Here is a 12554-nt window from a genome sequence, read left to right on the forward strand (position 1 = left end):
CCTCGCTGTGCTCGATAAACCCGCTGCGACGATGCAGTATCCGGTGACGAAGCGGGCCTTCGGCCTCGCCATCCTCGTACTGAGCGGCCTGCAGCTCATGGTCGTGCTCGACGGCACCGTCGTGATCTTCGCGCTGCCGCGCCTGCAGGAGGAGATGGGGCTGTCCAGTTCGGGCAGCGCGTGGACGGTGACCTCCTACGGCCTGACCTTCGCGGGCCTGATGCTGCTCGGCGGCCGCCTCGGCGACGCGTTCGGCCGCAAACGCATGCTCATCTACGGTGTCGGGCTGTTCACCGCCGCCTCGCTGGCCTGCGGGTTGGCCACCGGTGAGGCCATGCTGTTGATCGCGCGCGCGGTGCAGGGTGCCGGGGCCGCCGTCGCGGCGCCGACCGCCTTCGCACTTGTCGCCACGACCTTCGCGCCGGGCCCCGCACGCAACCAGGCGATCGCCATCGTCGGCTCGATGGTGGGCATCGGCTCGGTCGGCGGGCTGGTGGTCGGTGGCGCGCTCACCGAGTTCTCCTGGCGCTGGATCTTCCTGATCAATGTGCCGATCGGCGCGCTGATCGTGCTCGGCGCCGTCTACAAGCTCTCCGACACCGCCCACCACCGCACCCCGCTCGACATCAAGGGCGCGGTGCTGGGCACCCTGGCCTGCGCGACGATCGTCTTCGGCGCCACCGAGGGCCCGGCGATGGGCTGGGGCAGCCCGGTCATCCTGGGCTCGCTGATCGGCGGGTTCGCGCTGCTGATCGTGTTCGTGCTGGTCGAGCGGCGCGAGTCCGATCCGCTGCTGCCGTGGTCGCTGTTCGACACCCGCGACCGGGTCGCCACCTTCGTGCTGATCTTCCTGGCCGGTGCGGTGCTGGGCGCCATGACCTTCTTCGTCGCCCAACTGCTGCAGAACGTGCTCGGCTACAGCCCGCTGCAGGCTGGTGTCGCCTCGATCCCGTTCACCATCGGCATCGGCGCCGGTGGCGCGGTGGCTTCCAAGGCGGCGCTGATGGTCGCGCCGCGCTGGCTGCTGGCCGGGGCGGCCACGGTGCTGGCCGCCGGACTGCTGTTCGGCTCGACCCTCGACCGCGAGGTGCAGTACCTGACAACGCTGCTGCCGCTGCTGCTGGTGATCGGCTTCGGCGTGGGTGTGGCCATGGTGCTCGCGCCGCTGTGTGTGCTGGTGGGGGTGCCGCCGTCGAACATCGGCCCGCTCTCCGCGGTCGGCCAGATGTTCATGAACCTGGCCACCCCGATCGCCATCGGTCTGCTCAGCCCGATCGCGGCCTCGCGCACGCTCTCGCTCGGCGGCACCGACGGCAAGGCCGCCGACATGACCCCCAGCCAGATCGAGGCACTCAACAGCGGCTACACCCTGGTCCTGCTCGTCTGCTCCGGCCTGGCGGTCCTGGCCGCGCTGGTCGCCCTGACCCTGCGCTTCACCCCGCAGCAGCTGGTGCAGGCCCAGCACGCCCAGGAAGAGGCCCAGCGCGCCTGAGCCTCTCCACTCGGAGCTGTCCGCGCCGGGATTACAGCGCGCGGAGGATCTCGGCGGCCAGCGGTGCCGAGGACGCGGGGTTCTGGCCGGTGTAGAGATTGCCGTCGACCTCGATGTGGGGCGCCCACGGCTCGCCCGCGACGTAGTCGGCACCGAGGGCGACGAGCCGGTCCTCGAGCAGCCACCGCGCCCGGTCGGCGAAACCTGCCTGGGTCTCCTCGGCATTGCTGAACCCGGTGAGCCGACGTCCGGCGAAGGGGGAGGCCCCGCCGGTGTCGGCGGTGGCGAGCAGCGCGGCGGGCGCGTGGCAGACCACACCCAGCGGCTTGCCGGACGACAGGGTGGCGGTGAGGATCTCGGCCGAGGCCGGGTCGACGGCGAGGTCCTGCATGGGGCCGTGGCCGCCGGGATAGAAGACGGCGTCGTAGGCGGCGAGGTCGATCTCGGTGAGCGGGATCGGGTGGCGCAGCGCGGTGGCGCCGGACAGCGTCTCGGCGATCGCCGCCGCGCGCTCGGCGCCGCCGTTGGCCTCGGGCGCGAGACTGGCCTGGTCGACCGGCGGGACCACCCCGCCCGGGGTCGCCACGGTGACGGTGTGTCCCGCGCCGGTGAACGCCTCGTACGGCGCGGCGAACTCCTCGGCCCAGAACCCCGTGGGGTGCTCGGTGCCGTCGGCCAGGGTCCAGTGGTCGGCGCCGGTGAGGACGAACAGGATGTGTGCCATGGGATCGCTTCTCCATTCCACGAGTCGGGCGGTCGCTGCCGCGGTCCCCACGCTAGGGGCGGTGACATTCGCTGACCAATAGGCTCGGCGATATGAGACATAGGCCAGCCGATGGATCGATGGACCTGGTACACCTGCGGACGTTTCTGGCCGTCTACCGGACCGGGTCGCTCACGGCGGGCGCCGCGCAGGTGGGGCTGTCCCAGCCGACCGCCACCACGCAGGTGCGGGCGCTGGAGGGCCACCTGGGCAGACCGCTGTTCGAGCGGTTGCCACGCGGGGTGACGCCGACGGCGGCCGGTCACGACCTCGCGACCAGGATCGCCGCGCCGCTGGACGCGCTGGAGTCGGTCGTGGGTGGACCAGGCGTCGGGCGCGTGGCGCCGCCCGAACCGCCGGTGCTGCTCGGTGGACCCGCCGAACAGCTCGCCGCGCAGGTGCTGCCCGCGCTGGCGCCGCTGTTGGCCGAGGGTGTGCGCGTCACCGTGCGCACCGGTCTCACCGACGACCTGCTCGGCGAACTCCGCGCGGGAACGGTGGATCTGGTCGTCGCCACCACGCGCCCACGCGGCCGGACTGTGCTCGCCGAGCCGCTCGTCGACGAGGAATTCGTCCTGGTCGCCGCGCCGAGGGTGGCTGAGCGTGTCGACCTGGACCGACTGCGGTCCGACGGGCCCGAGGCACTGCGCGGGCTTCCGCTCGTCAGCTACGCCGCGGACCTGCCCATCCTGCGCCGGTACTGGCGCCATGTGTTCCAGACCCGCCTCGAAGCCACCCCGGCGCTGGTCGTCCCCGATCTGCGCGCCGTGCTGGCCGTGGTGGTCGCCGGGGCGGGCATCAGTGTGCTGCCGCGGTATCTGTGCGCGCGCGAACTCGCCGATCGGGCCGTGGTGACCTTGCTCGAGCCCGCCGACCCGCCCATCAACACCGGGTTCCTGGCCCGCCGGGTCGGCGCGCCGCCGCGTCCGCACGTCGACCTGGTGCGCGCCCGGCTGCTCGCGGCCGCCCGCGCCTGGCGCGCGGAATGAGCAGCGCGGGGCGGCGCCGACGCGCCGGTCGGAGTCTCAGAGCCGTCCGGCGACCTTGCGCGGGCTGACCCGGACGATGACGCGCTCACCGTCGTGCACCGACGCCGGATTGAACTCGCGGTAGGGCTTGCCGGTGTACTTCAGCGACATCTCGTCGGGCAGGGTCCGCTCCGGGTCGGGGGTGGTGCTGGCGGTGCCGCGGATCTCGGCGTAGAGGAACGGGCGGTCCGGCGGGTTCACCATCACGGTGATGCGCGGGTCGCGGGCGAGGTTCTTGGCCTGCTGGCGGTCGACGGTGGTGGAGAACAGCAGCTCGTCGCCGTCGCGTTTGATCCAGACCACGGTGAGGTGCGGATGCCCGTTGGCGCCCACGGTCGCGACGGTGGCGTAGACGCGTTCGTCGTCGAGATAGGTCTTCAGCTCGTCGGAGAGCACTGCGGTATCGGTCACGTCTGTGGAGAACACGTGACGATGCCCGCGCATTCCGCCCGATGGTGGGTGGTTCGGTGACCTGCGGGTCCGGTTCCGAGACAAGGGGTTTCGTGACAGGTCAGCGGGAAATCGGGCGCTGACGGTGGGAAATGGGGGTTGCCGCGACCGGGATCGGCACTGACACTGGAGCCTATGTCGTTGCCGTCGTTGGATCTGCTGGACCGCTGGACCGCCCTGGCGGGTCCCGACGCCGCGGCTCTCGGGGCCGGGATCATCGCCCGGTACGCCGAGCCGCACCGGCGCTATCACACCCGCGCGCACCTGAGCGCCGTGCTCACCGCCATCGACGAGTTGTCCGCCGCCGCGGCCGATATCGCCGCCGTGCGCTACGCCGCGTTCTTCCACGACGCGATCTACGCCGTCGACCGGGCCGACAACGAGGAGCGCAGCGCCGATTTGGGTCGCGATGTCCTCGAATCCCTGGGCGCGGCACCGGAACTGGTCGACGAGGTGGTCCGGCTGGTGGTCCTCACCCGTGGCCACGACCCCGAGGCGGGCGACACGAACGGCGCGGTGCTCTGCGACGCCGACCTCGCCGTGCTCGGCGGCACCCCCGAGGACTACACCGCCTACGCGGTGGCGATTCGCGCCGAATACGCCCACGTCCCCGACGATCTGTTCCGGGCGGGCCGGGCCGCGGTGCTGCGCAATCTGATCCGTCAGCCCCGCCTGTTCCGCACCGACCTCGCCTTCGGCCGCTACGAAGAGCGGGCCCGCGCGAACCTATCGGCCGAACTCACCGACCTCACCGCCGTCACCGGCTGAGGCTCAGTCCTTGCGGCCGGTCAGGGCGAGCGAGGCACCCAGGCCGATCATGACGAGCCCGCCCGACCCGCCGATCGCGGCGAGCCTGCGCGGCGAGCGGGCGAACCAGGTCCGCGCCGATCCGGCCGCCAGCGCCCACAGGGTGTCCAGGATCAGGCCGAAAGCGGGGATGCACAGGCCGAGGATCAGCATCTGCTGCGGCACGCTCCCGCGCGCGGGGTCGACGAACTGGGGCAGCAGCGCCGCCAGGAACACGATGGTCTTCGGATTGGCGAACCCGACGACGAATCCGTCCCGCAGCACCGCCGCCGTTCCCCGGGCACTCGGCGTGGCCTCGGCGTGGAACGAGTCCCACAGCGTCCCGCGATGCCGGATCGCCTGCACCCCGAGGTAGACCAGATAGGCCGCGCCGATCATTTTGAGCGCGGTGAAGGCCGTCGCCGAGGCCATCACCACCGCGCCGAGACCGAACGCCACGGCCACGACCTGCACATACACCCCGGCCGCGTTGCCGACCACGGTCAGCAGCGCCGAGCGGCGACCGATCGTCAGGGCCCGGCTGATGGTGAACAGCAGGCTCGGTCCGGGAGCCAGCACGATCAGGAACGCCAGACCCGCGAACGACATCAGCTGACCCCAGGACACCATGTCGCCCAAGGTATCCGCCGGTCGCCACGGTGCCAAGGGATTTCATAGGAGAACCCGGGGTCGTAGCCTGACCCCGGGCTCTGTGGTTGCCGTCCGGTGCGCACACCGCGATCGCGGGAGCGGATCATTCTGCATAACGACGCGTCGTTCCATTGGACCACCTCGCACTGGCTGCAAGGGCCGGAGTCGAACCGGCAGTTCGTCGCTGTGGGGCGTCCTTTCCTCGGGACGGTGATGGACGGCGGATACTCGTACTGGAGCGAGAGTCTGAGATTGGCACGGCTGCCTCTACCATTTGGGCCACCCCGGCCTGTGCCGGGGGCGGGACTCGAACCCGCACTGTCACCGTGTGATTCAGGCTGAACTTCAGTCTGAGCGTGTCGCGCTCGCGCGCATCCCCTGTGCTCAGCAGGGGAGTTCGTGGGTTCGGCCTCAGCCGAACAGGTAGTCGAAGACGACCTCGCCGACGCGGCGGTCGGCGATCTCGGTCCCGTTGGCCTCCTCGCGGGCGAACTGGACGGCCCGGCGCAGCTTGTCGATGCGCGCGGACAGCTCGTTGACCCGGCGGGCGGGCAGCGCGCCGGAGAACTTCACCGTGGTCCAGTAGCCGACCGCGATGTCCTCGTAGTACACCTCGACTTGCGCGGGGTGCTTGTCGGTGGCCTCGGCCTTGACGTGGTTGCGCGGCACCTTCCTGGTGCGGATGGTGCGCACGGCATCGGTGCGCCAGGTGTCGGAGGAGTCATCGAACGACCAGGTCTCCGCCGCGTCGAGCACCGGCAGCCGCTGCACGAAGGCGAGCAGGTCGGTGAGCTGCTTGTCCAGGAACAGCAGATACGACACCGGCACCGCGGTCAGCAGCGTGGTGCCGTCCACGGTGACATCGGCCTTCGCCTCACAGTTGGCCCAGTCCTTGGTCGCGGTCACGTCGAACAGGCGGGTGAGGGTGGCCGCGGTATCGCGCAGCACCTGCTCGGACTTCACCTGCACGCGGGTGGACTCCGGCGGCAGCTGCTCGCCCTCCTCGTCCTTGGGCTGATACGTGCGCGCCAGCCCCGCCAGCAGCGTGGGCTTGCCCAGCAGCGTCTGCTTGTCGGCGAGCTCGCGGGCCGCACCGCTCTTGACGCCCTTCTCGACCGCGATGATCTGGTTCAACTTCGTCATGTCACACCTCCCCGGTGCAGCGCACGGCTCGATACCGTTGTGCACGAATGGTTTTCATGCGGCGCGCAATCTGTTCCCCCTCGGCCGCGTCGGCAACTGTAGCCGACCTCGACAAGGCGCGCATCCGGATATTCCGCGCGGTGATCGGGAGTACGACTGGTTGACGCTGGTCTCGCCCGCCGATGTCGAGGGCACCCAGTTGCTGCTCGAACCCGACCAGCATCCGGCGGCCAAGGCGTACAAGCGGGCGCTGAGCGCCGACGGCATCCCGGTGATGTCGTTCGCCGTCGACGATGTCGAGGCCGAGTACCGCCGACTGCAGGAGCGCGGGGTGGTCTTCACCCAGGCGCCCCTGGTCGGCGGACCGGTCATCACCGCCGTCTGCGACGACACCGGTGGCAACCTGCTGCAACTGGTCTCGCCGGTGCCCGCGGGGACCTAGCGCGCCGGGGACATGGTGATGTTCCAGAACTCGGCGTAGCGGCCGCCGCGGGCGAGCAGGTCGTCGTGGGTGCCCTGCTCGGTGATCCGGCCGCCGTCGAGGAACACCACCTGATCGGCACGCTGGACGGTGCGCAGGCGGTGGGCCACCGTGACGACGGTGCGGCCCGCCGCGAGCTGGTCGATGCCGTGCTGAACGGCGGCCTCGGCGACCGGGTCCAGGGCCGAGGTCACCTCGTCGAGCAGGACGATGGGCGCGTCCTTCAGCAGGGCGCGGGCGATCGAGACCCGTTGGCGCTCACCGCCGGACAGCAACGCGCCGCCCTCGCCGACCTGGGCCGACCAGCCGCCGGGCAGCCGGTCGATCACCTCGTCCAGCCGCGCGGCGCGCGCGGCCGCGCGGACCTCGGCGTCGGTCGCGTCCGGGCGGCCCAGGCGCACGTTGTCCTCGATGGTGCCGTCGAGGAGATAGACGTCCTGGAAGACCAGCGCGATGCGGGCCATCAGGTCCTCGGTGCCGATCGCGCGCACATCCACCCCGCCCACGTGCACCGCGCCCGCGTCGACGTCGTGGAACCGGGCGAGCAGTTGCAGCAGGGTGCTCTTGCCCGCCCCCGACGGGCCGACCACCGCGACCCGCCCTCCGGCGGGCACCGTCAGGGACAGGTCGTCGATAACGGTGCGCTCGCCGTGCCGGAAGGTGACCGATTCGAAGCGCACATCGTGGGCGGTCGGGCGGACGGGATCGGTGGGTTCGGGCAGGGGTTCGGTGCGCAGGACCGCGTCCAGGCGGGTCAGCTCGCCGCGCGCGGACCGCAGCTGGCCGCCCATCTCGGCCAGCGACAGCAGCGGGTCGGCGCAGCGGGCCGCCAGCACGAGCACGGCCAGCACCTGCGCCGGGGCGACGCTACCGCCGAGCGCGAGATAGGTGCCCAGCGTCAGCAGCACGGTGAAACCCGCCTGCACCGCCAGCGCCAGACCCACCACGCCGGGCAGCGCGGCCAGCGTGGATCGTCGGGCCGCGCGACCGATGCCCCGCAGGGACTCGTCGAGCGCGCCGAAACGCTCGCCGGTGCGACCGGCCGCCCGCAGCACGGGCTGGGCCTGGAGATACTCGATGACGCGCGCGGTGGCCTCGTGATCACGCTCGGCCCGCTCGGCGTCGGCGGCCGCCGTGGCCGCGCCCGCCCGCAGGTAGATCAGCACCACCAGCGGCGCGGCGAGCAGGGCGGCCAGGCCCAGGCGCCAGTCGTAGGCCAGCAGCACCAGCACGATCGTCGCCGGGGTGACCGCCGCGCCGATGAACGGCGCCATCAGATGCGCGATCACGCCCATCGCGTCGAGCACGCCACGGCTGGCCGACACCGACACCTCGCCGACCCGGCTGGTGCTGTACCAGCCCAGCGGCAACCGGCCCAGATGCTCGCCGAGGCGGTGATACATCCCGTTCAGCAGCGTGGTGCCGACGCGGAATCCGGCGCGGTCGCTGAGGAATCGCAGGATCGCGTAGCCCGCGACCGCGGCGCCGAAGGCGATCAGCCACGGGCGCGCGTCGGCGGGGGTGGGGCCGAACAGCGCCGTGAGGATGGGCACCAGCAGGGCGTAGGACAGGCCCTCGACCACGGCGGTGACCGTCATCAGGGCCACCGTGCGGCGCACGGGCGGGGCGTACTCGGGGCCGAGCACACGCAACAGCATCCGGATCATCGGAAATCGACTCCTCGCGGGTCGTCGGCGGCACCGTCGGCGATCGCCGCGCGGTGGGACTGCCAGAAGGCGGCGAAACGGCCACCGGTGGTCAGCAGGTCGGTGGGGGCGCCACGTTCGACGATGACGCCGTCGTCGAGGACGAACACGGTGTCGGCGTCGGCGACGGTCTCGAGGCGGTGCGCGATGACGAGCACCGTGCGGCCGGTGAGCGAGGCCAGCGCGCGGCGCACGCCGAGTTCGGTGTGCGGGTCGGCGAAGGAGGTGGCCTCGTCGAGGACCAGCACCGGTCGGTCGGCGAGCAGTGCGCGGGCCAGCGAGATCCGTTGGGCCTCACCGCCGGACAGGCCGGTGTCGGTCCCGATCACCGCGTCGTAGCCGCGCGGCAGCTCCAGGATCCGGTCGTGGATATTGGCCAGCCGCGCCGCCCGCGCCACCTCGGCGCGGTCGGCGTGCGGGGCGGCCAGCGCGATGTTGTCCGCGATCGAGGCGCGCAGCAGCGTGGTGTCCTGGAAGACGAACGAGACCCGTTCGTAGAGGGCATCGCTGCCCAGGTTCCGCAGGTCCACCCCGCCGAGCAGCACGCTGCCGTGGGTCGGATCGAAGAATCTCGGAAGCAGTTGCACGAGCGTGGATTTGCCGCTGCCGGACGGACCGACGAGCGCGGTCACCGTGCCGGGTTCGAGCACCAGGTCGATGCCGCGCAGGACCTCGTGGTCGTCGTCGTAGCCGAAGCGCACATCGCGCAGCTCCACCCGGTGCCCCTGCGGAGCGACCGGCCGCGCGGGCTCCGGCAGCGGTGGCACGGCCAAGACCTCCTGGATCCGGGAGACCGCGCGGCGGGCGGCCCGCAGGTCGTCGAAGCCGTGGCCCAGCGCGGCCACCGGAGCGGTCAGGCCGAGCCCGAGCAGCACGAACGGCAGCAGATCCGCCGGGGGCAGCGACCCGCCGGTGATCAGGACGGCACCACCGATCAGCACCACCAGCAGCACGAACGGCGGCGACAGCGCCACCTGCATGGCCGCGGCGGGAGCGGCCAGACCGCGCACCATACGGGCGAAACTCGCGACGAATCCGTCGACCGACGTGCGGAATCGGTGATGGGCGCGCCCGGTGCCGCCGAACGCCTTGACCACCGCGATGCCCTGCACGAACTCGACCACCGCATCGGCGATGCGACCCATCGACGCGTCGAATTCCTCCTGCTCGCGCAGCCGCGCGGGGGTCATCATGAGCGGGACGAAGGCGATGGCCAGCGCGACCGGGATCAGCGTGATCAGGGTGAGCCGCCAATCGATGCCGAACAGGTAGATCAACGACACCAGCGGCACCACGAACGCCGCGACCAGCTCGCCCGGGGCGTGCGCGAGGAACGGGTGCACGGCGGCGACGTCCTCGCCGACCACCTTCGCCAGCTCACCGGTGCGTCGTCGGCCGAACCAGCCGATGGGCACCCGGCCCAGCCGCTGGGCCAGCCGCCGTCGGAACGCCAGCTGCACCCGGGTGTCGACCAGATGCCCGATCCCCGAGGACGCCGCCGTCGCGAGGAGCCGGACCAGCAGCCCGGCCGCGCCCACCGCGACGACCAGCCAGACGTGCCCGTGCTCGATCGGCCCAGGCGACAACAGGACCCGGCCCAGTTCCACCACCGCGAGCAGCGGGGCCAGGCCCGCCACCGCGCCGACGACTTGTAACAGCACCACCGCGGTGAAGCCGCCGAGATGAGGTCGCAGCAGTCCGGCCGCTGGCCCCGAGGGGTGTGTGTCGAGGGTTTGCATCGCTCTCCGCCCTTTTTCGTACGCGTACGATAACCGTAGCTCGAGTTCGGCGGACGCGGTAGCGGTGTGTTTCCGCGCGGGCTCGATCAGGAAGGATGGCCGTATGCCCGCAGAGCACTCCCGCGCCAGAGGCGGCAGGCCGCCGCGCCTGTCCGCGGCGGCGATCATCGCCGCGGCCGACCGCATCCTGGCGGCCGAGGGACCGGAGAAACTGTCCATGCGCAGGCTCGCGACCGAGCTCGACAGCGCGCCGATGGCGCTGTATCACCATGTGCGCGACAAGGATCAGCTGCTGCTGCTCGTATTGGAGAAGCACGCCGAGCAGATCTCCCGACCCGACCTGCCCATCGACCCTCGCGAGCGCCTCACCGCAGTCGCGCTGCTGCTCTACGAACTGCTCGCCGAGCGGGCCTGGATCGTCGAGGTGCTCACCAGCGGTGACCTGTTCGCCCCGGCCGCGCTGTGGTTCGTCGACGAGATGATCGGGGCGGCCGTCGCGGCGGGCTGCACCCCGGAGCAGGGCGTGGCGGTCTACCGGGCGATCTGGAGCTATATCGTCGGCAGCCTGATCATCCAGGTGAACACCGCCCGGCGCCGGGAACGCAGCGGCGCCCCGGTCTACGACGACGCGGCGGTCGCCGAACTCGCCACCGACACCTATCCGCACATCGCGGCCGTGGCCGACCGGTGGACCGAGCTGGGTGCTCGCGACACCCACCGTGCCGCGATGCCCGCCATTGTCGACGGCCTGCTGGCCGCCGCCGTGCCTAGGTGATGATGAGAAGTTCGGTGGGCGAGGCGATCTCGGTGCGCAACCCGGCCTTGTCCGCCACCCGCGCCACCGCGCGGATATCGGCGGGCTCGGCCCGGGTGAGCACCAGCGCGCGTGCCAGCAGACCCTTGTGATGCTTGTTGAAGTGACTCACCACGGTGCGCGAACCGTCGGGGTGTTCGGTGAGCACATTGGCGGTGACCGCACCCGGCACCCGGCCGAGCTGCTGGTAGGTGCCCGAGCGCAGATCGACGACGAGCTCGCCCGCGGCCTCGGCGTAGAGCGCGTCGGGCAGCACCTCGCGCCACAGCGCCGACAGCGTCGGCAGGCCGGGCAGTTTGGAGCCGCCGGAGAGGCGATAGGCCGGGATCGGATCGCTCGCGCGCACCGCGCCGAACAGCGCCGAACCGATGCCGAGGCGCGCGTGGGCCTTGGCCCGCTGCGCCCTGGTGAACGACGCGGCGTCCAGCGCGTCGTAGAGCACGCCGGTGTAGCGCTCCAGCGCGGGCCGGGTGGGGGAGACGCGCAGCGCGGCATTGCGGGCGATCTCGGCGTCGGCGCCCTTGCCCAGACCGAGCACCTTCGCCGACGCGGCCGGGTCGGCGGCGAGCTGCGTGACCTCGGTGATGAGTTTGTCGCGCACCGCGCCGAGCTGCGGCATCGCCAGATCGGCCAGGTCCAGCGGCGCGCCCGATCCGCCGTCGGATTTTGTTTCGGAGGGAGGCAGCAGCACCAGCACGAGGGTCAACGGTAATGCGCCCTCACCCGCCGCCCGGTCGCGGGTCAGCGCACAGCGTCGAGGAACTTGCGGGTGCGCTCGTTGGTGGGGGAGCCGAAGATCTGCTCGGGTGGGCCCTGCTCGACGATGCGCCCGCCGTCGAACATCAGCACCCGGTCGGAGACCTCGCGCGCGAAGCGCATCTCGTGGGTGACGATGAGCATGGTGATGTCGGTGGTCTCGGCGATGGTGCGCAGCACGTCCAGGACGTCGCCGACGAGTTCCGGGTCCAGCGCCGAGGTCACCTCGTCGAGCAGCATCACCTTGGGGTCCATCGCACAGCAGCGGGCGATGGCCACCCGCTGCTGCTGCCCGCCCGAGAGCTGGGTGGGATGGGCGTGCGCCTTGTCGGCCAGGCCGACCACCTCGAGCAGCTGCTCGGCGCGTTCGCGGGCCTCGGCCTTCGGGGTGCCCAGCACGTGGATCGGCGCCTCGGTGATGTTCTCCAGCACCGTCATGTTCGGGAACAGGTTGAACTGCTGGAACACCATGCCGATCTTGGTACGGGCCGCGCGCAGCTGTTTCTCCTTGGCGGGCACCAGCTTTCCGTGGCGCTCGGTGTGGGTGAGCGGGGCGCCGTCGACCCAGATCACGCCGTCGCTGACCTTCTCCAGCGTCATGAGCAGACGCAGGATGGTGGTCTTGCCCGAGCCCGAGGGCCCGATCAGCGTCACCTTCTCGCCGCGTCGGACTCCGAAATCGAGGTGGTCGAGCACCGTGAGGTCGCCGAAGCGTTTGACCACCTGATCGAATCGGATCATCTCG

At 71.4% G+C, this 12554-nt stretch carries 12 protein-coding genes and 1 pseudogene; 5 read left to right on the forward strand and 8 right to left on the reverse strand.

Features of this window, described 5'->3' with window-relative positions; translation table 11 throughout:
* Positions 1-31 precede the first annotated feature (31 nt).
* Positions 32-1492, forward strand: a complete 1461-nt coding sequence (locus tag QC180_RS18010) for an MFS transporter (protein WP_278264090.1) — start codon at positions 32-34, stop codon at positions 1490-1492.
* A gap of 31 nt (positions 1493-1523) precedes the next feature.
* On the opposite strand, the gene QC180_RS18015 is transcribed toward QC180_RS18010, so the two are convergent.
* Positions 1524-2216, reverse strand: coding sequence for a type 1 glutamine amidotransferase domain-containing protein (locus QC180_RS18015; protein WP_278263915.1), 693 nt, complete (start codon positions 2214-2216; stop codon positions 1524-1526).
* Between the two features lie 119 nt (positions 2217-2335).
* Between QC180_RS18015 and QC180_RS18020 the strand changes: the two genes are divergently transcribed.
* Positions 2336-3244 (forward strand): LysR family transcriptional regulator, encoded by a 909-nt coding sequence (locus tag QC180_RS18020; RefSeq protein ID WP_278263916.1) that lies wholly within the window; start codon positions 2336-2338, stop codon positions 3242-3244.
* Between the two features lie 36 nt (positions 3245-3280).
* On the opposite strand, the gene QC180_RS18025 is transcribed toward QC180_RS18020, so the two are convergent.
* Positions 3281-3694: a PPOX class F420-dependent oxidoreductase gene (locus QC180_RS18025; RefSeq protein ID WP_278263917.1), complete on the reverse strand. Its 414-nt coding sequence runs from the start codon at positions 3692-3694 to the stop codon at positions 3281-3283.
* 174 nt (positions 3695-3868) lie between these two features.
* Here QC180_RS18025 and QC180_RS18030 point away from each other — a divergent pair, with 174 nt between their 5' ends.
* Positions 3869-4501, forward strand: a complete 633-nt coding sequence (locus tag QC180_RS18030) for an HD domain-containing protein (RefSeq protein WP_278263918.1) — start codon at positions 3869-3871, stop codon at positions 4499-4501.
* A 3-nt stretch (positions 4502-4504) separates the two neighbouring features.
* Here QC180_RS18030 and QC180_RS18035 read toward each other — a convergent pair whose 3' ends face one another.
* Both QC180_RS18035 and QC180_RS18040 read right to left on the reverse strand, forming a co-directional pair.
* Positions 4505-5149, reverse strand: a complete 645-nt coding sequence (locus tag QC180_RS18035) for a LysE family translocator (protein ID WP_278263919.1) — start codon at positions 5147-5149, stop codon at positions 4505-4507.
* 432 nt (positions 5150-5581) lie between these two features.
* Positions 5582-6313 carry a DUF7873 family protein gene (locus tag QC180_RS18040; protein ID WP_278263920.1) on the reverse strand — a complete coding sequence of 244 codons (732 nt, stop codon included), beginning with the start codon at positions 6311-6313 and terminating at the stop codon, positions 5582-5584.
* Between the two features lie 127 nt (positions 6314-6440).
* Between QC180_RS18040 and QC180_RS18045 the strand changes: the two are divergent.
* A pseudogene (locus QC180_RS18045) lies at positions 6441-6755 on the forward strand (VOC family protein); the annotation flags it as partial.
* Here the strand turns inward: QC180_RS18045 and QC180_RS18050 are convergent.
* Positions 6752-8452: an ABC transporter ATP-binding protein gene (locus QC180_RS18050; protein ID WP_278263922.1), complete on the reverse strand. Its 1701-nt coding sequence runs from the start codon at positions 8450-8452 to the stop codon at positions 6752-6754. The pseudogene QC180_RS18045 and the gene QC180_RS18050 sit on opposite strands and share 4 nt — an antisense overlap.
* A 5-nt stretch (positions 8453-8457) precedes the next feature.
* Positions 8458-10239, reverse strand: a complete 1782-nt coding sequence (locus QC180_RS18055) for an ABC transporter ATP-binding protein (protein WP_278263923.1) — start codon at positions 10237-10239, stop codon at positions 8458-8460.
* A 103-nt stretch (positions 10240-10342) separates the two neighbouring features.
* Between QC180_RS18055 and QC180_RS18060 the strand changes: the two genes are divergently transcribed.
* Positions 10343-11014 carry a TetR/AcrR family transcriptional regulator gene (locus QC180_RS18060; RefSeq protein WP_278263924.1) on the forward strand — a complete coding sequence of 224 codons (672 nt, stop codon included), beginning with the start codon at positions 10343-10345 and terminating at the stop codon, positions 11012-11014.
* On the opposite strand, the gene yaaA is transcribed toward QC180_RS18060, so the two are convergent.
* Both yaaA and ehuA read right to left on the reverse strand, forming a co-directional pair.
* Positions 11007-11750 (reverse strand): peroxide stress protein YaaA, encoded by a 744-nt coding sequence (yaaA, locus tag QC180_RS18065; protein ID WP_278264091.1) that lies wholly within the window; start codon positions 11748-11750, stop codon positions 11007-11009. The two genes, QC180_RS18060 and yaaA, sit on opposite strands and share 8 nt — an antisense overlap.
* Before the next feature lie 44 nt (positions 11751-11794).
* A complete protein-coding gene (gene ehuA, locus QC180_RS18070; protein ID WP_278263925.1) occupies positions 11795-12550 on the reverse strand; it encodes an ectoine/hydroxyectoine ABC transporter ATP-binding protein EhuA in 756 nt (251 codons plus the stop codon).
* Between the last annotated feature and the right edge of the window lie 4 nt (positions 12551-12554).

The sequence above is a fragment of the Nocardia anocheti genome (genome assembly GCF_029675105.1).
In the GTDB taxonomy this organism is placed as follows: domain Bacteria; phylum Actinomycetota; class Actinomycetes; order Mycobacteriales; family Mycobacteriaceae; genus Nocardia.